The 25013-nt window shown below is 32.8% G+C and carries 25 protein-coding genes and 1 pseudogene; 20 read left to right on the top strand and 6 right to left on the bottom strand.

All coding sequences use genetic code 11. The annotated features are described in order from the left end of the window. Positions 1-40: 40 nt before the first annotated feature. Together CS873_RS00370 and CS873_RS00365 are read right to left on the bottom strand one after the other, a co-directional pair. Entirely contained in the window at positions 41-604 is a 564-nt protein-coding gene (locus CS873_RS00370; RefSeq protein ID WP_099973915.1) for a TMEM175 family protein, read from the bottom strand. A gap of 20 nt (positions 605-624) precedes the next feature. After that, positions 625-1494: a LysR family transcriptional regulator gene (locus CS873_RS00365; RefSeq protein ID WP_245823060.1), complete on the bottom strand. Its 870-nt coding sequence runs from the start codon at positions 1492-1494 to the stop codon at positions 625-627. A 106-nt stretch (positions 1495-1600) separates the two neighbouring features. Here CS873_RS00365 and CS873_RS00360 point away from each other — a divergent pair, with 106 nt between their 5' ends. The 12 genes from CS873_RS00360 to CS873_RS00305 all read left to right on the top strand — a co-directional run bounded on the left by CS873_RS00360 (position 1601) and on the right by CS873_RS00305 (position 12787). After that, positions 1601-2458 (top strand): aldo/keto reductase, encoded by an 858-nt coding sequence (locus CS873_RS00360; protein ID WP_099973913.1) that lies wholly within the window; start codon positions 1601-1603, stop codon positions 2456-2458. Between the two features lie 59 nt (positions 2459-2517). Further along, the gene (locus tag CS873_RS00355; protein ID WP_169922423.1) at positions 2518-3231 is read left to right on the top strand and encodes an alpha/beta hydrolase; all 714 of its coding nucleotides are present in this window, start codon (positions 2518-2520) and stop codon (positions 3229-3231) included. Positions 3232-3486: 255 nt separating this feature from the next. After that, positions 3487-4299, top strand: a complete 813-nt coding sequence (locus CS873_RS00350) for an aldo/keto reductase (RefSeq protein ID WP_099975313.1) — start codon at positions 3487-3489, stop codon at positions 4297-4299. A gap of 14 nt (positions 4300-4313) precedes the next feature. Beyond that, positions 4314-4967, top strand: coding sequence for an NAD(P)H-binding protein (locus tag CS873_RS00345; protein WP_099973911.1), 654 nt, complete (start codon positions 4314-4316; stop codon positions 4965-4967). A 19-nt stretch (positions 4968-4986) separates the two neighbouring features. Next, positions 4987-5442 carry a flavodoxin gene (locus CS873_RS00340; RefSeq protein WP_169922422.1) on the top strand — a complete coding sequence of 152 codons (456 nt, stop codon included), beginning with the start codon at positions 4987-4989 and terminating at the stop codon, positions 5440-5442. 14 nt (positions 5443-5456) lie between these two features. Beyond that, the gene (locus CS873_RS00335; protein ID WP_099973909.1) at positions 5457-5993 is read left to right on the top strand and encodes a flavodoxin; all 537 of its coding nucleotides are present in this window, start codon (positions 5457-5459) and stop codon (positions 5991-5993) included. Positions 5994-6080: 87 nt separating this feature from the next. Then, positions 6081-7109 (top strand): alpha/beta hydrolase, encoded by a 1029-nt coding sequence (locus CS873_RS00330; protein ID WP_099973908.1) that lies wholly within the window; start codon positions 6081-6083, stop codon positions 7107-7109. A 76-nt stretch (positions 7110-7185) separates the two neighbouring features. Continuing rightward, positions 7186-8532 carry an MFS transporter gene (locus tag CS873_RS00325; RefSeq protein WP_099973907.1) on the top strand — a complete coding sequence of 449 codons (1347 nt, stop codon included), beginning with the start codon at positions 7186-7188 and terminating at the stop codon, positions 8530-8532. 152 nt (positions 8533-8684) lie between these two features. Next, on the top strand, positions 8685-9476 hold the full coding sequence (locus CS873_RS00320) for a glucose-1-dehydrogenase (protein WP_099973906.1): 792 nt from the start codon (positions 8685-8687) through the stop codon (positions 9474-9476). 6 nt (positions 9477-9482) lie between these two features. After that, a complete protein-coding gene (locus CS873_RS00315; protein WP_099973905.1) occupies positions 9483-10340 on the top strand; it encodes a GRP family sugar transporter in 858 nt (285 codons plus the stop codon). Positions 10341-10440: 100 nt separating this feature from the next. Continuing rightward, on the top strand, positions 10441-11583 hold the full coding sequence (locus CS873_RS00310; protein ID WP_099973904.1) for a low temperature requirement protein A: 1143 nt from the start codon (positions 10441-10443) through the stop codon (positions 11581-11583). 118 nt (positions 11584-11701) lie between these two features. Continuing rightward, entirely contained in the window at positions 11702-12787 is a 1086-nt protein-coding gene (locus CS873_RS00305; protein ID WP_099973903.1) for a glycosyltransferase, read from the top strand. 39 nt (positions 12788-12826) lie between these two features. Here the strand turns inward: CS873_RS00305 and CS873_RS00300 are convergent, their stop codons facing one another. After that, positions 12827-13243: an Lrp/AsnC family transcriptional regulator gene (locus CS873_RS00300; RefSeq protein ID WP_099973902.1), complete on the bottom strand. Its 417-nt coding sequence runs from the start codon at positions 13241-13243 to the stop codon at positions 12827-12829. A 190-nt stretch (positions 13244-13433) separates the two neighbouring features. Between CS873_RS00300 and CS873_RS00295 the strand changes: the two genes are divergently transcribed. From CS873_RS00295 to CS873_RS08180, 6 genes and pseudogenes are all read left to right on the top strand, one after another. Next, positions 13434-14360, top strand: coding sequence for an ABC transporter ATP-binding protein (locus CS873_RS00295; protein ID WP_099973901.1), 927 nt, complete (start codon positions 13434-13436; stop codon positions 14358-14360). Further along, on the top strand, positions 14361-15881 hold the full coding sequence (locus tag CS873_RS00290) for an ABC transporter permease/substrate-binding protein (RefSeq protein ID WP_099973900.1): 1521 nt from the start codon (positions 14361-14363) through the stop codon (positions 15879-15881). A gap of 8 nt (positions 15882-15889) precedes the next feature. Next, complete coding sequence (locus CS873_RS00285) at positions 15890-16843, top strand: alcohol dehydrogenase catalytic domain-containing protein (RefSeq protein WP_099973899.1); 954 nt, start codon at positions 15890-15892, stop codon at positions 16841-16843. Positions 16844-16942: 99 nt separating this feature from the next. Continuing rightward, positions 16943-17356, top strand: coding sequence for a phosphate-starvation-inducible PsiE family protein (locus tag CS873_RS00280; protein WP_099973898.1), 414 nt, complete (start codon positions 16943-16945; stop codon positions 17354-17356). 80 nt (positions 17357-17436) lie between these two features. Next, positions 17437-17556, top strand: a complete 120-nt coding sequence (locus CS873_RS08190) for a 2,5-diketo-D-gluconic acid reductase (RefSeq protein ID WP_218924901.1) — start codon at positions 17437-17439, stop codon at positions 17554-17556. A gap of 3 nt (positions 17557-17559) precedes the next feature. Next, positions 17560-18234: pseudogene (locus tag CS873_RS08180) on the top strand (aldo/keto reductase). Positions 18235-18253: 19 nt separating this feature from the next. On the opposite strand, the gene CS873_RS00270 reads toward CS873_RS08180, so the two are convergent. The 3 genes from CS873_RS00270 to CS873_RS00260 form a co-directional block, all read right to left on the bottom strand. Continuing rightward, positions 18254-18841, bottom strand: a complete 588-nt coding sequence (locus CS873_RS00270) for a uracil-DNA glycosylase family protein (protein ID WP_099973897.1) — start codon at positions 18839-18841, stop codon at positions 18254-18256. Positions 18842-18930: 89 nt separating this feature from the next. Beyond that, a complete protein-coding gene (locus tag CS873_RS00265; protein ID WP_099973896.1) occupies positions 18931-20787 on the bottom strand; it encodes a subtype A tannase in 1857 nt (618 codons plus the stop codon). Between the two features lie 121 nt (positions 20788-20908). After that, complete coding sequence (locus tag CS873_RS00260) at positions 20909-22498, bottom strand: cation:proton antiporter (RefSeq protein WP_099973895.1); 1590 nt, start codon at positions 22496-22498, stop codon at positions 20909-20911. A gap of 127 nt (positions 22499-22625) precedes the next feature. On the opposite strand from CS873_RS00260, the gene CS873_RS00255 reads away from it, so the two are divergent. Then, positions 22626-23264 (top strand): NAD(P)H-binding protein, encoded by a 639-nt coding sequence (locus CS873_RS00255; protein WP_099973894.1) that lies wholly within the window; start codon positions 22626-22628, stop codon positions 23262-23264. Positions 23265-23380: 116 nt separating this feature from the next. Further along, entirely contained in the window at positions 23381-25000 is a 1620-nt protein-coding gene (locus tag CS873_RS00250) for an APC family permease (protein ID WP_099973893.1), read from the top strand. Positions 25001-25013: the final 13 nt, after the last annotated feature.

Genomic DNA, 25013 nt, shown 5'->3' with positions numbered 1-25013 from the left:
TTATTATAATTAATACTATTATTTTTATGTTATTTGAACTTTATTTTGCTAATTGGGAATCGATTGATATAACACAACTAGCGATTAAAATTGAAATCATCATTGCAGGTGGGAATACAGTTAATGCTAATATTAATCCAATTAATTTTATAGCTAGATCGATGTATACAGTTCTATCCGCTGAGGTATAAAGTAATCCTAATCCCGCTTCGGGATTGATTTTTCCTAAATTACGAGAGATTGCAATATTTAGGAAAGAGATAATAATAATAATCACTCCATAAAAAACTTGAGCAGTTTTATTGTAAAAGTTTTCAGCGACTATCTTTGTAGTATATGGGAATAATGACGAGAAAAACAACAAGACCAGTGTTAGAACTACTGTATTATTGTTTACCTGACTTAGTAATCTCCAATTATTGTGATGTGTCATCCACATTAAACCTAACCAGAAAAATGAAAGTGCATAGGCAAAGAAGTTTAATTTTAAGTCCCAAAATCCTGCAACTGAGACAACATCAGGTTCCTTCAATTCCAATACAAGAATTGTCATTATAATTGCTAAAACAGCATCTTCAAATGCGGTTAATCTATCGATATTCATAATTAATAATTTCCTTTATTCTATTTAATCCAGTTTTTTTCAGCTATGCTGATTATGTCTGTCAGTTTATTTCTATTTGATTTAAGATAGCTAGCGTAAAAGGTTGTTTTAGCAGCATCTTCGTTGATGGGTACTCTGACACGATCATCATCTTCATTCCGATGGAAATCGTATGCATCTGTGATGCTAGAACTGAAATAGGTAAAACTTGAAAATTTTGTTATTTCTTCAAATGTTTCCATTTCTTCTTGGTATACAAATTTTGCAGAAGGTATTTGTTTGTTAACTTTGTCCTTCCAGATACCTATATCACTGAGTACTAAAAAACTCTGGTTTTTTAAATCATCAAATGTCACTGATGGTTTATTGGCTAGTAACGTAAATTTGTCGATATTTACATATAACGATTCGGTTCCCAGAAACTTAGACTCAATTTCGTTATTATTTATTTCCTGATCGGTGATAACTATCGAAAAATCATTGTTTTGTAGAGCCTCTATGGTAGATTCGGGGAGTAACAGCTGGTTTTTTAGTTCTATATTATTTGGGAGAAGTTTTTTTATATGATCCAAGTATATCAATGGACCTGGGGCAACAGAACCAATGCTAACAACGTTATTGATGTTTTCAAATTTTTTCACGTTTAGGATAAATTTATTATTTGTTTCTACAATTTCTTGAGCCAACTGGGCAGCGTATTTACCAGTATCTGTGAGAGAAATACTGTTGGGATTGCGCTCAAAAAGTTTCACTCCTAGCTCATCTTCCAACTTTTGCATACCACGCGTTACCGATGGTTGGGTAATGAGTAGTTCTTCAGCTGTAGCTGCCAGAGTACCCACCCTTGCAAAGGTAGCTAGTTCTTCTAATAGATAGTTTTCAATCATCATCTGCTCCTACCATACGTTAAACGTATAGTAGCATGTTTATTAAGTAATTTTCAATAGTATTTTGACGTATTACTATGAACTCATAAATAAAAAAGAGGTAACAATAATGAATACAGTCAAATTGAATAATGGTGTAGAAATGCCACAATTAGGTTTTGGAGTATTTCAAGTTCCAGATTTAAGTGAATGTGAAGAAGTAGTGTTGAATGCTATTGAAGAAGGATATCGATTAATCGATACTGCGGCCTCTTATCAAAATGAAGAAGCTGTTGGTAATGCTATTAAGAAAAGTTCAGTAGATAGAAAAGAATTATTTATCACATCAAAATTGTGGGTATCTGATGCAAATTACGAGAGAGCAAAAAAAGGAATAGATAACTCTTTAGAGAAATTAGGATTAGATTATATAGATTTATATCTATTACATCAGCCATTTGGTGACGTATATGGTGCTTGGAGAGCTTTGGAAGAAGCATATGAAGAAGGTAAGATTCGTGCTATAGGTGTATCTAATTTTGCTCCTGATCAATTAAAGAATCTCGAATTATCAAGCAAAATTAAACCTGTAATTAATCAAATCGAAGTCAATCCTTGGAATCAACAAGTAGAAGAAGTTAAATTTTCTCAATCTGAAGGTATTGATGTTGAAGCATGGGCACCATTTGCAGAAGGAAAACACGAAATATTTACAAATGAATTGTTAGCTAATATTGCTAAAAAATATAACAAGTCAAATGGTCAAGTTATTCTAAGATGGCTATTACAAAGAGGAATAGTTGTAATTCCTAAGTCTGTTCGTCGAGAGAGAATGGCCGAAAATATCAACGTGTTTGATTTTGAATTAACAGATAGTGAAATGAACGAAATATCTGCTTTGGATAAGAAAGAAAGTCAATTTTTCGATCACCGTGATCCTGTTGCAATAGAACAAATATTTGGTTCAAGTCTAGCAAAATTGAGATGATAAAAAGAATTATCGTTATTCTGTTAATTGTTTTAATTTTGATAATTGGAGGTATTGGTATGACGATAGATAAAAGTCATTCATCTAGTGTTGAAAAAAAGTCATCAGAAGAAGGCACTGTTACTCAAATTGAGTATCAAACTACATATGAAAAAAAAAATTTCAAAAAGAATGCAGTAGTGTACCTACCTCCAAACTATGATTCAAAAACGCCCCGTAACATAATTTATTTATTACATGGATCGACAGAGAGCGCTGATCATTTCTTTCGAGAAGGTAATTTTAAAGAAATATTAGATAAATTAAATCAACAGAAAAAATTACAAAATACGATTGTTGTTTTTCCTACTTATTATCCGAGTCGTGATTTTGTGACTAGTGATTATTATGCTGACTTTAAATTAAATGATCAATTTGCAAAAAATGAATTGATAAATGATTTAATACCAGCTGTTGAAGGAAAATATCATACTTACGCCAATGGTATTAGTCAAAATGAATTTAAAGACTCTCGTAATCATCGAGCTTTCGGCGGGTTTTCTATGGGAGCTGTTACCACTTGGCAAGTATTTGAAAATGATATGGATTATTTTTCAACATTTATTCCAATGGCAGGAGATAGCTGGACTATCAAAAATGATGGTGGTGCACTTGCTAGTAGTCAAACAGCTTCAAAATTAGCTGAAGCTACCAGATCAGATTCACCATTTAAAATTTTGGCATCTGTTGGATCTAATGATGGTACACAATCGTCAATGAATCCACAGATATAAGCAATGTTGAAGTTGAATGAGTTCAATCATCAAAATTTAAAATTTCGTATACAAAATGGAGGACAACATACTCCAGAGTCTATAGGAAAACAGTTTGAATATTACTCGGATCAGATATTTGAATAGTATACGTTGAATGTATGGCGCTATACCTAAATAGTAATTTTCATAAAGATAATTTAGATATATTATTAACGCATAAATAAAAAAGAGGTAAGCAAAGTGGAAAAAGTAAAGTTAAATAATAATTTAGAAATGCCAACTATTGGTTTGGGAACATTCCAAATGAGTTCTGAAGATGCTGAAAATGCAGTCAAAAATGCATTGCAGTCTGGATATCAACTTATCGATACTGCTAGCGCTTATATGAATGAAAAAGCTGTAGGTCGAGGAATTAAAGAATCAGGTATTTCAAGAGATCAAATTTTCTTAAGTTCTAAATTATGGCCATCACTTTACAACGATGAAAATGCTGTTGATGATACATTGGCTAGATTAGATACAGATTATTTGGATTTATTATTCATTCATCAACCTTCTGGAGATTTCATGGCTGGTTACAGACAACTTGAAAAAGCTTACCGTGAAGGAAAAATCAAGGCAATTGGAATTTCTAATTTTGAAGGTGAAGATTTACAAAAATTATTAGATGAAGCTGAAATTAAACCACAAGTAATTCAAGTTGAAGCACATCCCTATTACACACAAGATGTTGTACGTAAAACATTAGAACAATATGGAACAAGAATTATGGCATGGTATCCATTGGGACATGGTGATTCAAGTTTGATCAATGAACCAGTATTTAGTGAATTAGCTAAAAAATACAATAAATCTAATGTTCAAATTATTTTAAGATGGCACATGCAAATGGGATTCATAGTAATTCCTGGATCAACAAATCCAGAGCATTTAAAGAGCAATATAGATATTTTTGATTTTGAATTAACTGATGAAGAAATGTCTGAAATTAGTAAAGTTAATAAAAATGTTCGTTATTACGTACCAAATAAGCAACAAACAGATGCATATGCTAATGCACAACTAGATTTTTCAAATGAAAAATAATGGAGAAGATAATTATGACAAAAAATGTATTGATTATGGCTGCAAATGGCCAAATTTCTCAAATTGTTGAGGACAGAATTTTAGAGGATGATAAATATTCAGATGTTCATTTGACTCTATTTTTAAGAGAAAAAGATCGACTAAGTAAATTTAATAATAATCCTAGAGTAACTTTGGTTGAAGGTAGTTTGGACAGTGAATCAGATATTCAAGCTGCAGCAGAAAATCAAGATATTGTATTTGTAGGTGTAGTTGATCATACAGAAGATAATATCCAAACAAAAAATGTAGTAAATGCTATGAAAGCAGCAAATGTAAATCGCTTAGTTTATACAAATGTTTTGGGAATTTATGACGAAGTTCCTGGTGAATATGGCAGATGGAACAAAGAAATGATTGGCGGAGGCTTGCCATCAGCATTGCGTTCAGATGAAATTTTGGAAAATTCAGGTCTTGAATATACTACATTGAGATTACCTTGGTTAAATGATCGTGAAGTAAATTATAAGATCACTCACAAAGGCGAAAAATATATTGGTGTATCAGGATCTCGCAAGAGTATTGCAGATGTTGTAGTTAAAATTATTGAAGATCCAGATTATTTAAAAAATGACAGTGTAGGAATTGCCGATCCATCAACAGATGGCTTGGATAGACCAGTTTATTAATACAAAAGAGATGAATAAAATGACCAAATCCTTAATATTATATTTTTCAATGTCAGGTTCGACTAAAAAAGCTGCACAGCAACTCCAAAGATTAACTGATGCAGATATGTTTAGAATTGAATCAAAAGATCCATACCCAATGGATTACAGTCAATACGCAGAAGTGGCAGAAAATCAGATGAATAATAATATTCATCCTGATATTAAAAAGTTACCAGATTTTACAGAGTATGATCAAATATATGTTGGTTTTCCAGCATGGTGGGCAATGCCACCGATGATTATCCATACTTTATTTGAGAAATCTGATTTATCTGATAAAAATATTTTGGGTTTTATAACAAGTATGAGTACTTCGGCAGAAGAAGTTGCACCAACTTTTAAAAAATTAGTAACTGCGGCTAATGCCAACTATCTTGGTATCTATAGAGCTCCCATAAGTGACCGAAATTTAAAGGCAATTTTCAAAAATTAGAAGGTAATTATGATATGAATAAAAAGTTAGTATCAATAATTGGTGCAGTTGTTTTGTTGGGTGTAATTTCAATATTTGTTTTTTATAGACCAGTAGTAAATGGGATAGCAACCAATTATAATACTGCAAGTTCAAAAAAAGTTTCCAATAAAAATGGTAAAGCGTTGATATTTTATTATTCAAACTCAGGAACTACTGAAACTGCAGCTAAGGAGATTCAAAAACGAACAGGTGCAGATTTAATAAAAATGAATATTTCTCCTGATTATCCTAGCAATTATGAAGAATTAACAAAAGTATCACGAAAACAAATTGATGATAATTCTAGACCTAAAATTACAAATAATATAGATATGTCCAAATACTCTACGATATATTTAGGATTTCCCACTTGGTATCATCAACCACCAATGTTTATTAATTCATTTTTTGAACAGTACAATTTGAATGGTAAAACTGTTATACCTTTTACAACAAGTATGAGTAGCCCTATTGATGTAAGCACACCGTTCCTTAAAAAGATGGTGCAAGGAAAATATGTAGATCTTTAAACGGGATTCCGTGCTAATGAAACATCAGATATTACTAAATATTTGAATGACCACAATTTAACAAATTAAAGTTGGAGATAATATGTTATGCCAAAAATGGAATTAAAAGAAGTTCTGATAGATGATTTACCCAAAGTAAATGACAACCCTTGGGGACTTGTTTATAAGGATGCCATTACTGAAAATAAAGACGGCGCGGTCAATATTCATCCAGTTAGTTATGTTTTAAATGGATTGAAAATAGCTGCAAATATATACACTCCTGCAAATTATGATTCTAAAAAATCATATCCTGCCTTAACAGTTGCTCACCCAAATGGTGGTGTTAAAGAGCAGGTGGCTGGATTATTTGCCCAAATTCTTGCAGAAAACGGATATATTTCGATAGCTGCTGATGCTTCATATCAAGGTGGATCTGAAGGTCAACCACGAATGGTTGATAATCCCGCTTTTCGTGTTGAAGATATCCATGGTATGGCAGATGCTCTTTCGATTTTTCCAGGAGTAGATTACAAACGTATCGGTGCTTTTGGTATTTGTGGGGGTGGAGGATATACTCTAAAAGCTTCACAGACTGATAAAAGATTTAAAGTAGTGGCGACTTTATCGGCATTTAATTCAGGATTAGTAAGACGTAATGGATTTATGGATTCTGAAGTTAATACAATTCAAGAACGTTTAGCAGCTGCCTCTGAAGCACGTGAAAAAGAAGTAAGGGGCGAAGAAGTTGAATATACACCTGACTTGAAACAGATGTCACCTGAGGATGCGGCTAAATTACCTTACGCACTATACCGTGACGGTTATACATACTACGCTCAGACACATGCACACCCCAACTCTTCATTTGTTTACACAAGAAGTAGCTTTTTAAATTTAATGACATTTGATGCATCTGAGAATATGGATCTCATTAATGTTCCTCTTTTAATGATGGCAGGAAAGACTGCGGATACTTTCTATCTAACAGAAAAAGCTTATGCTAACGCCACTGGAACAAAAGATAGAGAATTATTTTTAATAGAAAATGCACAACATATAGAGACATATTGGAAACCAGAATATGTTAAACAAGAAGCAGATAAATTAGTTAACTGGCTTAGTACAAGACTTTAAAAATTTAAAACTGTAGATATTATTATTTACTACAGTTTTTTATTTTTTGCATTTTTTTAGAAAACAGGAAGTAATAATGAAAAAAGAGAAATTCGGAATTGTTTTACCAATCGTATTGTTAAGCTATTTTATGATTATATTGGATAATTCAATTATTTTTACCAGTACCAATAAGATTGCTCAAGATTTGTCATTAAGTACACAGTCATTGGCTTGGATAACAAATGCTTATGCGCTAACTTTTGGAGGCTTCCTACTTTTTGCAGGGAAAGCTGGCGATATTATTGGACGAAAAAACTTCTTTATAATTGGCTTAATTATATTTAGTATTAGTTCACTATTTGTAGGAATGGCAACAAATGCTACAGTAATAATTTTAATGCGTGCTGTACAAGGTTTTGGATCAGCAATTTTAGCTCCCAGTTCTTTGGCATTATTGATGGATAGCTATCAAGAAAATATGCGTACCAAAGCTATTGCTTATTATGGTGCAACTGGTGGTATAAGTGCCAGTTTTGGGTTAGTGATTGGTGGAATAATTGCTACTTATACATCTTGGAGAGTGGGATTTTTCATTAATTTTCCTATTGGAATCTTATTGTTATGGTTATCGATAAAGTATTTTGAAAAATCAAAAGTATATCAACAAAGAATCGATTATATTGGAACAATCCTATCATTTATTGGAATAGTTGCTCTGGTTTATAGTCTCGATGGAGTTGTATATAGAGTGATATCTCTTATTTTAGCGATAGTATTTTTAGGCATGTTTATCAGACATGAGAGTGAAACAAAAAATCCAATTATGCCACTTACTTTATTTAAAGATAAGGAAAGAATGTATGCTTATCTAACTAGATTCTTTTTCATGGGTGTAGGAATTTCATATTTTTTCTTAACTCCGTTAGCAATGCAAAGAGTTTATGATTTTACACCTTTGCAATCGGCAATAGGATTTTTACCTGAAACTATTCCTCAATTTATTACTGCTTTAATTGTTACCAGATTAACAACTAAATATAGAATATCCAGTATCATAATATTTGGAGTATCGCTATTATTGGTGGGCGTTGCTTTATCTGCATATTTAGGAATTCAAGCAGGTTATTGGGTAGGTATAGGACTTCCAATGGTTATCATAGGAATAGGTCAGGGCGCAGCATTAGGTACTCTGACAATAGCAGGAGTTGCACATACTACAAGTGAACTTAGTGGCGCAGCATCAGGTGTAGTAAATACGGTCCATCAAATCGGAGGATCTGTAGGATTGTCTATCGTGGTTGCTTTAACAAGTCAGTATATTAATCCAGCAAAACAGTACAATATCTCACTTGTATTACTTACATTGTTCGCAGTTATTGCTTTGGTATTTTCCGTAGGTATTTTTAAAGGAGAACAACAATTTAATAAGTTGCACGATTAACGAGTATTTTATGAATTTTCAGTATTGTCAACATCCATGTTGCTTATAGAGTAGCTCTTATTACTATCAATTGTTATATATAAGACTATAATGGCTGTTGAAACAGAAGTATAAGTATTTAATTATTTTAAATAAAATTAGAAGAGGGAAAAATAAAGGTATATTCAGAATTAAAAGGAAGAACTGCAGTTATAACTGGTGGTTCAAAGGGAATTGGAACAGCTATATCAGAACGATTTGGAAAAGAAAATATGAATGTAGTTGTAAATTATCATTCAGATGCAAAGGGTGCTGAGGAAGCTGTAGCACTAATTGAAAAGAATGGTGGAAAAGGTGTGGCTATTCAAGCAGATGTTTCTTCCGAAGAAGGAGTACAACAATTAGTTGACGCTGCTATTGATAATTTTGGCGGATTTGATATCTGGATTAACAATGCCGGTATGGAAAATCGTCATGAAACTCATGAACTACCATTGAAAGATTGGCAAAGAGTTATTGATGTTAACCTAACAGGTGTTTTCTTAGGAACCAAAGCAGCACTAGATTATTTCGTTAAGAATGACAAAAGAGGTAATATCATTAACATGTCATCAGTTCATGAACAAATTCCTTGGCCAACATTTGCACACTATGCTGCAAGTAAAGGTGGAGTTAAATTATTTACAGAAACTGTTGCTATGGAATATGCCGCACGCAATATTCGAGTAAATAACATCGGACCAGGTGCTATTAACACACCAATCAATGCTGAAAAATTTGCAGATCCAGAACAATTAGCAACTACAACAAGTATGGTACCAATGCAACGTATTGGTGATCCTGAAGAAGTAGCTTCTGTTGCAGCTTGGTTAGCTTCAGATGAATCAAGTTACGTTACAGGAATTACATTGTTTGTAGATGGTGGTATGACACTATATCCTGCATTCCAAGGTGGAAGAGGATAAAATTAAATGAATATTTTATTAGCTTTAGTACCAGCGATAGGTTGGGGTGTCCAACCACTAATATTGAAAAAAGTTGGTGGTGGAACTAACAACGAGATTCTAGGTACAGGAATAGGTGCCATAATCGTTGGTATCTTGGTAGAAATTTTTACACATCCATCGGTTTCATTAGGTGTATTTTTACTTAGTTTATTATCAGGTGGATTCTGGGTATTAGGGCAAATTGGTCAATATATTTCGTATGACCGAATGTCTGTTTCAAGAACAATGCCTATCTCTACAGGATTTCAATTAATTGGTACATCTTTAATTGGAGTTTTGATATTTGGAGAATGGTCAAGTTCTATAGCTAAAATAGTAGGATTTATAGCATTGGCGATACTACTAGTTGGTGTTCTATTGACAGCTGTTACAGATAAAGATTCAGATAATAATGGTGTAGATATAAGTAGTATCGCATTGTTATTATTTACTTCAATTGGTTATTGGGTATATAGTGCCATTCCTAAGGCAGTTACTGCATCAGGAACGGCAATCTTCTTTCCACAAATGTTAGGTGTATTTTTGGGAGCAGTTATTTATTTGATTGCCACTAAGAAAATATCACTATCATTCAATCAAGTGGAAAGTTGGAAAGATGTTAGTGTAGGAATAATATTTGCAGTATCAGCACTTGCTTATATTTTCTCAGCTAAATTGAATGGTGTAGCTACAGCGTATATCATTTCACAATTTGCAGTAGTTATCTCCACACTTGGTGGACTTTTGATATTACGTGAGAAGAAATCAAGAAGAGAATTACTATTTACAATAATAAGATTAGTTTTAATTGTAGCTGGAAGCATAATGACTGCTACATTATAAAAAAGTCAATCTCAAAAGAGATTGACTTTTTTAGTTCGGTCTTGTTAAATCTTTTATTTTGTTAGAAAATAAAAATTATATAAGAAAATGAGGATTTAATATGAACAATAATTGGTGGGGACAGCCTAGAAATTTAAGCAACATTATTGAAAATAGAAAAATATCATGGCTTGAGCTTTTTTCTGACTTAGTTTATGTTGTGATAATTCATGGATTCGTAGAAAATCTTACTGAGCACTTTAATTTATATGGTGTAATTTCTTTTTGGGTATTATTTTTATTCTTCTTCAATACATGGATGAACATGGTGTTATATTTTGATTTACACGGAGAAGCTAGTTTAAGAAATACTGTCTTTGCACTGGTACAGATTGTGGCAGTGGGGATTACTGCTACTTTTACAACACAATTTTTTGAAGGTCATTATACGGGATTTATATTAGCCTATACGGTGAATCAATTAATCTATATGTATCTTTACCTGCAAACTATGATTTTTGATCCATTACATGCAACAACAACTAGACCATATTTGATTAGTTATTCTATAGCTGAAGTTTTCTTTGTAGGTAGTATTTTTGTAGGAAATATCAATATTCAAAGAGCAATAATTTTAGTTTGTTTACTAGTTTTCTTGAGCACAATTACTCTTGAAAGTAATAACTTTAACAAAGAGTTTAGTATTCGAAAAATGAAGTTTGAAGTAACCTCTGCTATTATGGAGCGCTTTGGACTATTTACGATGATAGTGTTGGGTGAATCACTTGCTGGCATAATCGAATTTTTTATGGGTCACAAAAGTGGGGTTACAAGTTATCTAGAATTTATAATTGTGTTCCTGAGTGTAATTGGTATGTGGTTCGTTTATTATACTTTGATGGATGAACGTGAAATTCAAGCCAAAAGCTATTTACCGATTTCAGTATTTAGAGGTTTACATAGATTTTTAATTGCATGTTTGGTTTTAGAATCTTTCTTAGTCTTATCTATATTAGAAGAAAACGAAAAAATATATTTTTACTTATTTATATTAGTTACAGTTGCAATTTTATTAGATCTTATGATTATGACTAGTTTGAGTTGGTTTAATTTAAATCCTATTAAAAAAAGAGATTTGATATGGTTAGCTGTTGCTATCATAGTGATAATTCTTTCTGGAATTTTACCAATTTTTGTTGGTATGTTTATTATTGACATTGTTTTAATTGCTACAGGAATTCGCGCATGGATTTTGCAAGTCTAATATAAATGAAAATTTAATAAGGCAATATTTTTGACATTATGCCATAGTTCAATTTCTTTAGTTTATTTTGGCAAACACACATAATTTAGTTAAAGAGGTTATGAAAGAGGTGTTTGTCATGAAAATTTTAATAGCACTAGAAAATATTGTAATGGACGGAGTAAAGAGAGCGAGTACTGTTCTGGGTAATTCTTTGAACGGTCATAACGGTAACGAAATTACCTTCTATTCTCTATCCTCCGATAAATCCTACTATAAGTTGACGGCACCCTTGGTAACCGCAAAAAATCCCATAACTTCTGGTATTCTTAATTATTTTGGTAATAATCCATATCATGACTATAAGCAACAGATCAAGGATCTAATAGATTATTTGAAAGAAAATAAAATTGATGTGGTAATTTTGCCTGGTGGCTTGCTTGCAAGTTTTTCACCTTTTATAAAAAAAGAAGTTCAAGGTATTAGGGTAATATCATGGATGCACAATAATTATGATGTCTATATGACTCAATATTATAAAGATATGAAGAACGAGTTTGTAGAAGGACTCAAATGTTCAGATTATGTAGTCACTTTGACAGATTACGATTTGAAGAATTACTCAAAGATAAATAAAAATACTCTGAAAATTTATAATCCTATAACTATTCATTCAAATGAATATTCTGATCTATCAGTTCCAATAATTTCATTTACAGGAAGAATTGCAATTCAACATAAGGGTATTGATTATCTTTTGGAGTTAGCTCAATCCTTGCCAGAAGGATGGAAGATTTCTATCGCTGGTAGTGGACCTGAAAAAGATATGAATACATTTTATAATCTGATAGATGAATTAGGAGTTGAAGACAAGATTATTTATCAAGGTGCGTTAAAGGATGAGGAACTAAATGAACATTACAAAAACTCATCTATTTTTGTATCTACTTCCAGATGGGAAGGGATGCCCTTGGTTATCGGTGAGGCGATGTCATACGGATTGCCAATTGTTGCAATGGATAATTCAGGATCAGAAGAGTTCATTGGAGATGACAAGTACGGTAAAATTATTGAACAGGGTAACGTTGACGAATTGATAATATTTATTCAAAAATTGATCGATGATATTTCTTTAAGAGAATATTATTCTGACAAATCAATTACTAGAATAAATGATTTTAAAACTGACAGAATCATTGAAGAATGGGAAAAACTATATAAATAGCAGAAGCAATTATTGCTTCTGCTATTTTTTTGCAAATTTTTAAAAGAAAAAATGTACGACGTCCGTTACATCATAGGTAGCAAAATTACTTAATTTTGATAAGAAATTGTCCAATTCTTCAGTACTCTGGAACGCTCCCTCAATCAAATAGTTACTATTTCCAGTAGTACGATAATGATGTAGCATAAAGTTTCTGTTTTCAGCTACAAAATCTAGATATTTTTCATGATTAGGGTTAGTTATTTTAACGTTAATAAAAACAGGACGAACGAATCCTAACTTTTCTGGATTCACTTCGATACTGTATTTTTTTATAACATTTTGATCTTCCAGTTTTCTGATTCGTTCAGCTAGTGCAGGTGAACTCATGTGGACTTGATCTCCCAACTCTTTAAGAGTTACTCGGGAATTTCTATTTAGTATTTTTAAAATCTCAATATCAACGTTATCAACCATAATGATTCTCCATTTTTGAACTTATGTCCTAATTATATTAAGTATAATTGTTGGTATTCTTAATAATAACTATATTATAAGTAATAGGACAGTATTAAAATATATCTTACTATATAACCTGCATATTAATGATACTGATTGTATAATCAGTACTAATAACAGTACGGATATGAAATGAAGGGGAATTTTTATGATTTCATTCAAACATGTAACTTCTGGATACGGGGATAAAAAAATTATCTCTGATTTGAATCTTGATATTTATGACAACAACTTATTTGTCATGGTTGGCCCCAGCGGTAGCGGTAAGACTACTACTCTTAAGATGATCAATCGATTAATAAAGCCAATGTCTGGAACAGTGGAAGTCAATGGTGTTGAGCTGAACGATCACAACATTACAGATATGCGCTTAAAAATGGGCTACGTTTTGCAAAATATTGCACTTTTCCCAAATTTAACAGTTGAAGAAAATATTGGCATTCAATTAGAAGCTCAGAAAGTCTCCAAAGAAGAATGTCAAAAAATTGCCTATGAGTTGCTAGAACTTGTGAATATGTCACCTGAAAAATACGCCAATCGTTATCCAGATGAATTGTCTGGTGGACAACAACAAAGGGTTGGAATCGTACGTGCCTTAGCTACAAAACCAGATGTTATTCTGATGGATGAACCATTTTCAGCATTAGATCCAGTCACCAGGGTACAGTTGCAAGACTTGGTATTAGAAATAAAAAAACAAAGTAATTCTACAATTGTATTTGTTACTCATGATATGAAAGAAGCATTGAAGTTAGGTACACAAATAGCACTGATGAAAGATGGGAAAATTCAACAAATTGATTCAAGAGAAAATATTCTAAACCACCCTGCAAATGATTTTGTACGAGACTTCTTTGCTGGGGAACATCTGAACTCTATTGTGGCAGATATTGTTTCGGTAAATTATTCTCATTCAATAGATAATGAATCAATCAAAACGGAAGTTAATCCTACTGATACTCTGCCAGAGTTATCTGAAAAGTTACTGGTTGAAGGCGTAGTCCATGTAAAAGGGACAGATCAAGCTATTTCATCACAAGAACTTATTAAATTTATAGCAATGGTGGTGGACTAGATGAATGATTTTATTTCAGCAATTGTAAATGATCGATCGAATATATTGAATGCATTGTGGCAACATTTAGAAATATCGTTAATCGCATTAATTATTGCAGCTGCGATTGCTATACCTCTGGCAATTTTATTAAAAGATAGACCTAAATCGGCTGAAGTTGCGCTACAAATTGCAAGTATATTTCAAACAATACCATCATTGGCGTTGTTAGGACTGTTAATTCCATTAGTAGGAATAGGTACTACTCCAGCAGTTATAGCACTGGTAGTCTATGCTATCATGCCTATTTTTCAAAATACTTACATGGGTTTTGATGGAATTGATCCTGCTTTGAAAGAGGCAGGGGTTGCTTTTGGTTTATCTCGAAGAAAGAGACTTTTCAGGATAGAATTGCCATTGGCATATCCAATGATAATTTCAGGTATAAGAGTGGCTCTTGTAATGATTATAGGAACTGCTACACTTGCTGCCTTAATCGGAGCTGGTGGCTTAGGATCATATATTATATTAGGAATTCAGACAAATAATAATTCTCTATTGATTATAGGTGCTGGATTGTCGGCTTTATTGGCATTAGTCGTAAGTGGCTTGATTCGAATTTTGGGTAATATAAGATTAAGAAATGCTCTGATAATAATTGTTTCATTGTTAGCAATCATTACTGGAAGTATAGGATTTAATTCTTACATGAGTAGTAAAAATACTGAAATTACTATTGCAGGAAAGTTAGGTCCTGAACCCGAGATTTTAATGAATATCTACAAAGATCTTATATTAGAAGATAATCCAAAATATAAAGTGACAATTAAACCTAACTTTGGTGCTACGTCATTTGTTTTCAGTGCCTTGAAGTCTGGTCAGATAGATATTTATCCAGAATTTACAGGAACTGTATTACAGAATATTTTGAAAACAAATTCTAAAACTGACAATAATCCTAAGCAGGTTTATGAAGAAGCACGTGACGGATTAAGCAAAAATTATCAGATGAATTATATGAAACCAATGGAATTTCAAGATGGCTATGCACTAGTTGTAAACAAAGATTTTGCCAAACAAAATAATCTTAAGACTATTTCAGATTTAGCTAATTTATCTGAAAAAGCTAGAGCTGGCTTTGATAGTGATTTTGCTCAACAAAATGATGGTTACAAAGGTTTAAACAAAGACTATGGACTGGATTTGAATGTTAATACTATGGATAGTAGTATTCGCTATAAAGCATTAGTTGAAGGCAAAGTTGATTTAGTTGACGGATATACGACTGATCCTGAAATAAAGCAGTATAATCTGGTTGTCTTGAAAGATGATAAAAAATTCTTCCCACCGTATCAAGGATCAGCATTGATGAAGGATGAATTTGCTAAAAAGCATCCTGAGGTAGTGAAATCTATTGAAAAAATTTCAGGTAAAATTACTGATGAGCAGATGCAAGAAATGAATTATGAAGTTCAAGTTAAACACAAAAAAGCATCTACAGTAGCTAGAGAATTTTTGAAGAAACAAAATCTTATAAAATAGGTGATAATATGAAAGCTGTTAAAGTATTCGAAGCAGGTGGACCAGAAGTTCTTAAAATAACAGAAGTACCAATTCCTAAAGTAAAACCAGGCTGGTCATTGGTTAAGATTAAGGGATTTGGAATAAATCATTCCGAAATTTTCACACGTGATGGTCTATCTCCTTCAGTGAAATTTCCACGTATTTTAGGGATAGAATGTGTTGGAACTATTGAAGAAAGTACATCAGATAAATTTTCAAAAGGTGAGAAAATAATATCTATAATGGGCGAGATGGGACGTGCATTCGACGGATCATATGCCGAGTATGTATTGCTACCAAATGAACAAATTTATCCGGTGAAGACAGAACTTTCTTGGGAAGACTTGGCAGCTATTCCCGAAACATATTACACCGCCTTTGAATCGTTAAAGGCACTACAGATTAAAGATGACGACACTATCTTAGTAAGATCTGGTGCTAGTGGTGTGGGTGTGGCTTTTCTCAGATTGATAAAAGCTAAAAACAAATCTCAAAGGGTTGTTGCCTCTGTGCGCAGCCTCTCAAAAAGAGATAAGTTAATCGAATTAGGTTACGACGATGTGGTTGAAGATAAAGATAGTGTCCTACAAACAACAGAAATCTTTGATAAATCATTGGAACTAGTCGGACCGACAACTCTCAAAGATACATTTGAACATATAAAAAATGGAATTGTTTGCGACACTGGATTATTGGGTGGTAAATGGGATCTAGAAGGCTTCGAACCTGTCGGAGATATTCCTAATGGTAGTTATTTGACAGCTATCCATTCTGGGGATGTAGATTACAACCGAATTTTAGAAATGATTGATTATATTGAAGATAATTCCGTCGAAGTAAAACCAGCTAAAATATATAGCTTGGATGAAATAGCTGATGCTCATAGATATTTGGAAAGTAGCAACGGATTTGGCAAAGTAATCGTAATGAATAAAAACTGAATTTGAATAATAATTGTTGTATCCAGATTATTTTGTTTATTAAACTTACGTAAATGAATATAATGTTATCTATTAAATTTATTTCAATAGGTGGTATTTATGTTTGATAAAGTAAAAAAGTTTTTTACAGAAAATATGCCAAACTTCTATAGTATTGTTTCTACTGTTGCTGTAACATTGCTAGGCTTGTTGCTAATTTTCTTTCTATTCAAGGAATTGTACTCGCTTTTTGTTATGACTCTTGCAACTGAATCTAGCACCACTTTTTATGAGATTGTAGACAATTTGTTGACGTTCTTCCTATTTCTAGAATTTCTATCATTGGTAATAGTTTTTATAAAAGAAAAGGGACATACACCTTTGAGATTCTTTATATATTTGGGTGTTACGGCTCTTTTAAGAACCTTGTTGACACTCCACGATAGTGCGATGGATATCTTATTGATATCATCATCGATATTCTTATTATTGGTGGGATTAACACTTATCAATAGAGGAAAAGATTTGGAGTGATTTTTCACAAAATTCTTGATTTAAAGTTAACTCTAAGTAGTACAATCATCATTGAATTTAAAATCAATGGAGATATTAATATGGAATATACAAAATTAAATTCTGGATATAATATGCCTATTTTAGGATATGGTGTTTATAAAGTTGATCCAGTCAAAACAGAAGAATTAGTTTCACAATCTTTGAAAAATGGATGTTGATTAATTGATACTGCACAATATTACAGAAATGAAGAAGGTGTGGGTAAGGCGATTAATAATGGCGATGTTCCTAGATCAGAAATCTTTTTGACTACTAAGTTAGCACCAAACGGTGGATACAATGAAGCCAAAGATTCAATTGATAAGTCATAGAGGGCACTGAATCAAGACTATATCGATTTACTTTTGATTCACTGGCCAGGTTCTGATTATTTGGGTATGTTGAAAGCAATGGAGGAAGCTGTTGAATCGGGTAAAGTTCGATCAATAGGGTTGAGTAATTTTTATGGAAAAGAATTCGACAATATTGTTAACAATGCTCATATAATGCCAGCGGTTGACCAAAATGAAACACATGTTTTTCGACAACAATTTGAAATTCAAGATTCCATCTCAAAATTTGATACAAAATTAGAAGCATGGTCACCACTTACAGCCAATCCTGCCAATGTTATGAATAATAGTACTTTGAAGAATCTTTCTGATAAGTATCAAAAGTCAGTTGCACAAATTATGCTTAGATCATTGATTCAAAGAGAAATCATTGCAATTCCAAAGACTACGCATGAAGATCGTATGATCGAAAATATAGATATTTTTGAGTTTTCATTAACTGATGAAGATATGAACGAAATAAAACAACTAGATAAAGATGTTTCATTGTTTGGTTGGTTATAATAAAAGATCCCACTAATTATTAGTGGGATCTTTTTATTATGTTTTTTACATTTTGTTGAAGTGCCGGAATTACGTCTTCCTCAAACCATTCATTTTTAGCCAGCCAAATATTATTTCTAGGAGAAGGGTGAACTATTGGGAAATATTTGGGTAGATAATTCTGATAGTTTTTAACAACATCAGTAATTTTATCGTTATTTTGCAGATTTAAATAATATTTCTGAGCGTACATACCAATCAGTATAGTCAATTGAATATTAGGCATGCTATCTAATAGTTTTGGGTGCCACTTTTCAGCAATATCTTTTCTAGGTGGCAAATCTCCACTCTTTCCTTTGCCTGGATAGTAAAAGTCCATTGGGATAATAGCTATTTTTTTTGAATCATAAAATATATTACGATCAATTCCCATCCAGTCTCTTAGTCGGTCACCGCTTTTATCATTCCACATGATATTGGATTCTTGAACTTTTTTGCTAGGTGCTTGACCTACAATGAGAATTTCAGCTGTAGGAGGAGCAGCAAATAGTGGATCCCAGCCGATTACTGTATATTCTTTGTTTTCGGGATCATTTTTTATCTGATTGAATATTTCTTCTTCGTCCATGATTGTATCCTTAATTTATAAGTTTAATTATGTTTAATATACAATAATTGCACAAAAAAAGACAAACAAGATTTGTTTGCCTTTTTATATTATTTAGTTATTTTAACTACCCATTTAATTAAGTTGTTTTCACTTGATCCAGTTCTTTCAGCAGTAGTATGTTTTAGTCCCCATACTGTTGCAAAATCAACGTCTTTAACGTTTTTGTTTGCTTGAAGTGCTAGAGAAAGGTTAGATTCAACTGTTAACGCTGTATCTCCTTGATTAATACCAGTTCTGATTCTCCAGTATTTGGCAACCTTAGAAGTACCGTAACCATCGTAGTAGTCGTTCAAGTAGTACATAGGGTTGTACATATCCATTCTGTGACTTACGTTGCTACCGACAGCATCTAGATTATCATTAATTTCGCCATATGATTTAACGTAATCAGAATTCCAGTCAGATAATTTAGAGTATTTATCTTCATTTTTCTTTAGTAAGTTAGCAACTACTGTATCAAAATGAGATGGTGTTTCGTTGTTATATGCAAATACTGCAGTTTCATCTTGTAAATCTAGACTATCAAAGGCAGGAACACCCTTTGTAGGTTGTTTCATATTTTGTACGAATGCTTTGACGCTTGTTATTGTTGCTTTGTTTGTTTTCTTGTTATATTTAACCCATGTACCATTTTCATTCAATGACTTAATATAGTCACTTGCTGATTTATATGTTGCGGCATCTGATGAGTCTGATCCTGGCATACCACCACTAGGCATACCGTCACCCATACCACTTGCTGAAGTATCGGCTCCTGTAGGGAAGTTACCACCAGCTTGTTGACTGTTATTAACAGTGTAAGGGAATTTTGTATCTTTAAGGAAATTATTTAGAGATGTTTCGATAACTTTCTTGATGTAGTTATTGTAGCTACCTGATGTATAAATACCAGATTTAGATTTTTCTAGTTTAAGTGTCTTACCATTTTCATCTTTAAGTTTAAGTTTGTTTAGATATTGTGCATATTGTTTTGCCATATCATTTGATAATTCTTTAGTGAATGTACCATCAGCACGAGTATCAGAATTTGAGAATTGACCCATGTTCCATTCATATGCTTCATCGGATTCATCCAAACTAGTGATAGGACACCATGCCATAGAACCATAGGTTGCATCACTGATATACTTGCCATCGCTATCTTTCATAGCAGCACCAATTAATTGTAGGTATGGGTAGTATAAATTACTATCACCTGTGGCACCCATTAGAGCACTTTGAGCACCACCACCGGACATACCAAATGTGATTATTTTGTTTGTGTCTCCGGAAAGATTTTTCTTGTTATAACGCATGTATCTAATAGCAGCTTTTAGATCGGTTACAGCATATGGAGCTGCCCCACTTGTGATTTCTGAAGAGTCAGATGAAGATGATCCACCCACCATTCCTTCTTTACCACGTGCACCAGCTATAGCATAAATGATACCTTTTTTGGCATACTTACCAACACCATCAGCATAGCCTGTAGGTGCTTCAAATGCTGCGTAACCAGGTGTTTCAACTGGCATAATTATAGGTGCAGTTTTAGAAGTATAACCGTTTACTTTCTTACTTGTGTTAGCTTTGGCAGTATATGTAGTACCGTCACTGTTTTTCTTGGCAGTCATATATTTACCAGGAACGTAGATACCCATTGATTCATATTTAGTATCAGCAGGTTTCGTAGAATATTTGATGCCTACTTGCCAATACACATCATCATCAGAGTCGTAGTTCCATTTGGAATTATCAATTTTTAGAGATGATACTCCTTTTGGATTTTTCACACTGCTCTTTTTGATAGTTTTGACATTGCTTTTTTCAGCATTAACTGTTTGAGCTGTGCCAATTGTAGCAGGTACTAAAGAACTAATTAAAAGAATAGATATAGCTAAAATTGCTTTTAATTTATATTTCTTCATTAATAATTCCCTCCAAATTTTGAATATAGATTGATTATAAGTTATTAATGCCGTAAAAAATATTCCACTTTGGAATAATAAAAGCCTAGTATTCCAAAGTGGAATACTAGGCAAGATGTTTTTATCGTAAGTCTAGATTGTTTCGACTATCAATTATTAATGTTTCTGATAATAAAATATCACTGGTAATTTCATAACCTGTTTTTGAATCAAGAGTTCCATCGGAAACTTGCTTATAGATATAAGCTCTTTCAGAGTCTAGAGCGTACATTATTGCTCTTCTTTCTTGATAGAGATCTTCATCTTCAGTTAAGCCACGTCGGAACATTGATTTAGTTATAAAATCAGTAAATGTGTTAGTTTTATCTTGATCTTGTAGTTTGTAAATAACTTCGTTTTTTACTTTTTTACTTAATTCGTCCATTTCATTGATTCTGTCGATACCGATTTGTACCATCTCAGTTTTACATTTTTGAATTAGTTTATCATCAATGGTATCTACTCTATCTGGAATAATAATAGGCAATACAACTGAAGGGATAATCATACTTAGCAGAATAACAACGGTTGTTGCAAGGATGATATTTGAAAAATGAGTTCCTCTGACACTGTCTGCAATTGACAATGCTAAGGCCAGTGTAACTGCGCCGTGGACTCCACCAATTGCAAAAATAAAGCTGTCTTTCGGTTTTTTGTTTATGAAAAGGTAGTATACAAATCTAACTAATGCAGAAACAACGTAAACAAGGATACCAGCCCATAGCCAATCTAAGTGATTTAGCAGATAGACATGACTTTCAATTAATATACGACAGATATTAATACCTAAGAAGACAAATACAGAGCCATTAAATAATTCAGCAATATATGATGAAACCTGAATAGTTGCATGGACACCGTGAGGTACTACAAATCTAGATTTTCCTACTTCACTGTTACTTACTAAACCTGCAACCACGACAGCAATTATTCCAGAGAAGTGAAAATGTTCAGCCGTCCAAAAAACTATGAATGGTGTAGATAAAAATAAGGTAATCTGTGTAGAAATAACATTAAATGAAGATTTAAGTAACCATTGTCTGATTAGGGTAAACGTTAGCGCAATAATTGAACCCACAATGATTGCCCCTATAGAACTAATTAGGAAACTCTCGAGACTATTTGTTAAAGAATAGTGACCAGTTTTGTACCAGATAGTTCCGGCTGATAAAAGAACGATACCTGTTGCATCATTGAATAGTGATTCTGTCTTCAAAGTATTATGTATCTTGCTGTTTAACTTTGTATTACCTAGAGCAGAATCAAGCGCAGTTGCATCAGTAGGTGTATTAATAGCAGTAAGTATAAAAGCTAGTGGAAACGATATAGACATTGAGAATATTAAAGTCATCGGAGTTATTAAACAAATAATTACAGCCATGAAAACTGTAGTTCCGATTATTGAGGGTATACTTCCTGATACGATTCGATTATCAGTATTGTTGCTCTCAAAAAACAGCAATGGTGAAATAATCATGAGCAAGAAGAGTTCACTGTCAAACTTTGGCATGAAGTTATTAAAGGCAGGAATTAAAGTTACTAAGGCTCCCAAAACAAGGTTGAAGTAGGAACTTGAAACTTTGGAAAACATTGAAGATAAAATGTTTCCAATACCGACAATTAAAAATGCAATAAATAAAGTGCCTAAAGTATTAAATGTTGATGCTTCCATAATTTTCCTCCCCTAGAATAGCAAGTTTAATTATAACAAATAAATGACTATTTAAATAAAGTATAAACTAGATTATTAGTGTTATACTGGACTATATTTTTAATAATAGAAAAAGTTGGTGTTAATAATGAAAGTATTCGTTGCAGGAGCTACAGGTAGAGTTGGAGAAAATTTGGTAAGTGATCTTGTTAGTAACGGTCATTTTGTATATGCCGCAGCAAGAGGTTATCAAAAGATAGAAGAAACACAAAACATTAAACCAGTATATTTGGATTTCCATGATTCTGTAGAAAATATACAAGAAGTGCTAGCAGATTCTGAAGCAGTAATATTTGTTGCAGGTTCTCGTGGCAAAGATCTTCTACAAACAGATTTAAATGGTGCTGTAAAATTAATGCAAGCTACTGAAAATAAAGGAATTAAACGTTATATTCAGTTGAGCTCATTATTCTCAATGGATCAAGAAAAATGGTCAGAGAATCCATCACTAGCAGCCATTATGGATTATAACGTTTCTAAATTTTATTCAGATAAGTGGTTAATAGATAATACAAATCTTGACTATACTATTCTTCAACCAGGAACACTGACTGAAGAGGCTGCCACAGGTAAAGTTCAATTGAATGATCAAGTTGGTGGACCTAATCCTATTCCAGATGTTGCAAGTGTTTTAGCAGCTATTTTGGAAAATGATAATACTGTGAAAAAGGTTATATCAATGCATTCAGGTGATGTAGATATCAATTCAGCTATAAAATCTATCTAAAAAACAACCATTAAATTGGTTGTTTTTTTATTTTTTTCAAAAAAGTATCAAAACTAATTAAAAATTAGTGTAAAATTAATAACCGTTGTTAATTTTATATACACAGGTATGAAAAAATGGAAAATTTCAATCAAAAAAGCAGTTTTATTAGCTGGCCAGTCTTGGCAATGATGTGCTTTGTTACAGTTATCGGTTTCGATGACTTAATTTATAACTTACAAGGACAAGGTTTAGGAGTTGTAACTTCATGGATATTGATGTTATTCCTATACGTTGTTCCGTATGCACTGATGGTTGGGCAACTTGGATCTGTCTTCAGTAATGAAGGTGGGGGACTATCTTCATGGGTTCGTGGTACAAATGGTGAATTTTTAGGATATTTCACTGCATGGACTTATTGGGCAGCATCTATTCCTTATGTTGTTGATACAGCTAATTCTGTTGTGGTTGGTCTTGGGTGGGCTATCCAGGGTAATGCATCTATGCAAGACAACATGTCTAATAGCATGTTTGCATTGCTTACATTTGTCGTTTTTGGAATTTTCATTTTTGTACAATCTCGCTTTAAGCACTCACTTGAAATACTGGGTACTATTGGTGGTGTAGCGATGTTTGGGATGACCGTTCTATTCGTATTGATGACAGCAGCTTCATTAATGAGAGGTGGCCATATTGCCACTCAACCGTTTACGTATAAAACTTTAATTCCTAAATTTGATTTGCATTATCTAACAACCATTGGTCTTTTAATTTACGCCGTTAATGGTTCAGAATTAATTGCACCTTTTGTTTCTAGAATGAAGAAGCCCCAAAGTGATTTTCCTAAGGCAATGATTATGCTGGCAGTTATGACAGCATTTCTAACAATATTTGGTTCATTAGCTTTAGGGGTTTTCTTCAATGCATATAACTTACCTCACGATTTGAAGATGAATGGATCATATTATGCGTTCCAAGCACTAGGTAAATCCTTTAATATGGGTAATACTTTAATGTATATCTTTGCTTGGACAGAAGTATTTTATCTTGCCGCACTACTAGCAGTTCTGTTAGAAGCTATGACTCGCATGCTAATTTCAGACACTGGCGCAAGATACATGCCAAAAGTTTTGAGAAAGAAAAACGCTTCAGGACTTCCAATCAATGGGTATCTGTTAACTGTTGGTTTGAGTGCTTTCATCATGTTACTGGGGATATTTTTACCAGATATGAATGATATCTTTAATTGGTTATTGAACCTAAACGGTATCATTTCCCCTGGTGTAACATGTTGGGTGTTCTTTGCTTTCATTAAAATTCGCATGAACAGTGATAAATATCCATCAGATTATGTCTTTATAAAGAATGATAAGTTAGCTCTAGCATTTGGATGGTGGTGTTTTATTATTACAGCAGTGGCAACGGTATTTGGATTTGGACCACAAGATGTTAAGTTTGCATCAAGCACTTGGTGGTATGAATTAATTATTAATATCATTGCGATAGTAGTATTAATTGGACTAGGTGCAGTTATGCCATACATTACAAGTAGAGAAGAACGTAGTACTACAGGTGCTGCCTTTACTAGAGTTCAATGGACAGGAATTTTAAGTACCATAATTATAGGATTAGTTTTAATCCTATATCTAGGTGGTACACATATTGCTAATAAGATTTTATATATCCTGATAGTCGCTATTGCAAGTATTGTATTAGTCATGTTATTTGGGCGTAGAGAATATAATTTAGCTGAATAAAGAAGGGCCGACA

It is taken from the genome of Companilactobacillus metriopterae (assembly GCF_002762335.1).
GTDB lineage: Bacteria > Bacillota > Bacilli > Lactobacillales > Lactobacillaceae > Companilactobacillus > Companilactobacillus metriopterae.
This window is presented reverse-complemented; position numbering and strand designations above follow the sequence as displayed.

Excerpts from the sequence above, each read along its gene's own strand:
- CS873_RS00370 (WP_099973915.1), bottom strand. The coding sequence starts at position 604 with ATGAATATCGATAGATTAACCGCATTTGAAGATGCTGTTTTAGCAATT.
- CS873_RS00365 (WP_245823060.1), bottom strand. The coding sequence starts at position 1,494 with ATGATGATTGAAAACTATCTATTAGAAGAACTAGCTACCTTTGCAAGG.
- CS873_RS00360 (WP_099973913.1), top strand. The coding sequence starts at position 1,601 with ATGAATACAGTCAAATTGAATAATGGTGTAGAAATGCCACAATTAGGT.
- CS873_RS00355 (WP_169922423.1), top strand. The coding sequence starts at position 2,518 with ATGACGATAGATAAAAGTCATTCATCTAGTGTTGAAAAAAAGTCATCA.
- CS873_RS00350 (WP_099975313.1), top strand. The coding sequence starts at position 3,487 with ATGCCAACTATTGGTTTGGGAACATTCCAAATGAGTTCTGAAGATGCT.
- CS873_RS00345 (WP_099973911.1), top strand. The coding sequence starts at position 4,314 with ATGACAAAAAATGTATTGATTATGGCTGCAAATGGCCAAATTTCTCAA.
- CS873_RS00340 (WP_169922422.1), top strand. The coding sequence starts at position 4,987 with ATGACCAAATCCTTAATATTATATTTTTCAATGTCAGGTTCGACTAAA.
- CS873_RS00335 (WP_099973909.1), top strand. The coding sequence starts at position 5,457 with ATGAATAAAAAGTTAGTATCAATAATTGGTGCAGTTGTTTTGTTGGGT.
- CS873_RS00330 (WP_099973908.1), top strand. The coding sequence starts at position 6,081 with ATGCCAAAAATGGAATTAAAAGAAGTTCTGATAGATGATTTACCCAAA.
- CS873_RS00325 (WP_099973907.1), top strand. The coding sequence starts at position 7,186 with ATGAAAAAAGAGAAATTCGGAATTGTTTTACCAATCGTATTGTTAAGC.
- CS873_RS00315 (WP_099973905.1), top strand. The coding sequence starts at position 9,483 with ATGAATATTTTATTAGCTTTAGTACCAGCGATAGGTTGGGGTGTCCAA.
- CS873_RS00310 (WP_099973904.1), top strand. The coding sequence starts at position 10,441 with ATGAACAATAATTGGTGGGGACAGCCTAGAAATTTAAGCAACATTATT.
- CS873_RS00305 (WP_099973903.1), top strand. The coding sequence starts at position 11,702 with ATGAAAATTTTAATAGCACTAGAAAATATTGTAATGGACGGAGTAAAG.
- CS873_RS00300 (WP_099973902.1), bottom strand. The coding sequence starts at position 13,243 with ATGGTTGATAACGTTGATATTGAGATTTTAAAAATACTAAATAGAAAT.
- CS873_RS00295 (WP_099973901.1), top strand. The coding sequence starts at position 13,434 with ATGATTTCATTCAAACATGTAACTTCTGGATACGGGGATAAAAAAATT.
- CS873_RS00290 (WP_099973900.1), top strand. The coding sequence starts at position 14,361 with ATGAATGATTTTATTTCAGCAATTGTAAATGATCGATCGAATATATTG.
- CS873_RS00285 (WP_099973899.1), top strand. The coding sequence starts at position 15,890 with ATGAAAGCTGTTAAAGTATTCGAAGCAGGTGGACCAGAAGTTCTTAAA.
- CS873_RS00280 (WP_099973898.1), top strand. The coding sequence starts at position 16,943 with ATGTTTGATAAAGTAAAAAAGTTTTTTACAGAAAATATGCCAAACTTC.
- CS873_RS08190 (WP_218924901.1), top strand. The coding sequence starts at position 17,437 with ATGGAATATACAAAATTAAATTCTGGATATAATATGCCTATTTTAGGA.
- CS873_RS00270 (WP_099973897.1), bottom strand. The coding sequence starts at position 18,841 with ATGGACGAAGAAGAAATATTCAATCAGATAAAAAATGATCCCGAAAAC.
- CS873_RS00265 (WP_099973896.1), bottom strand. The coding sequence starts at position 20,787 with ATGAAGAAATATAAATTAAAAGCAATTTTAGCTATATCTATTCTTTTA.
- CS873_RS00260 (WP_099973895.1), bottom strand. The coding sequence starts at position 22,498 with ATGGAAGCATCAACATTTAATACTTTAGGCACTTTATTTATTGCATTT.
- CS873_RS00255 (WP_099973894.1), top strand. The coding sequence starts at position 22,626 with ATGAAAGTATTCGTTGCAGGAGCTACAGGTAGAGTTGGAGAAAATTTG.
- CS873_RS00250 (WP_099973893.1), top strand. The coding sequence starts at position 23,381 with ATGGAAAATTTCAATCAAAAAAGCAGTTTTATTAGCTGGCCAGTCTTG.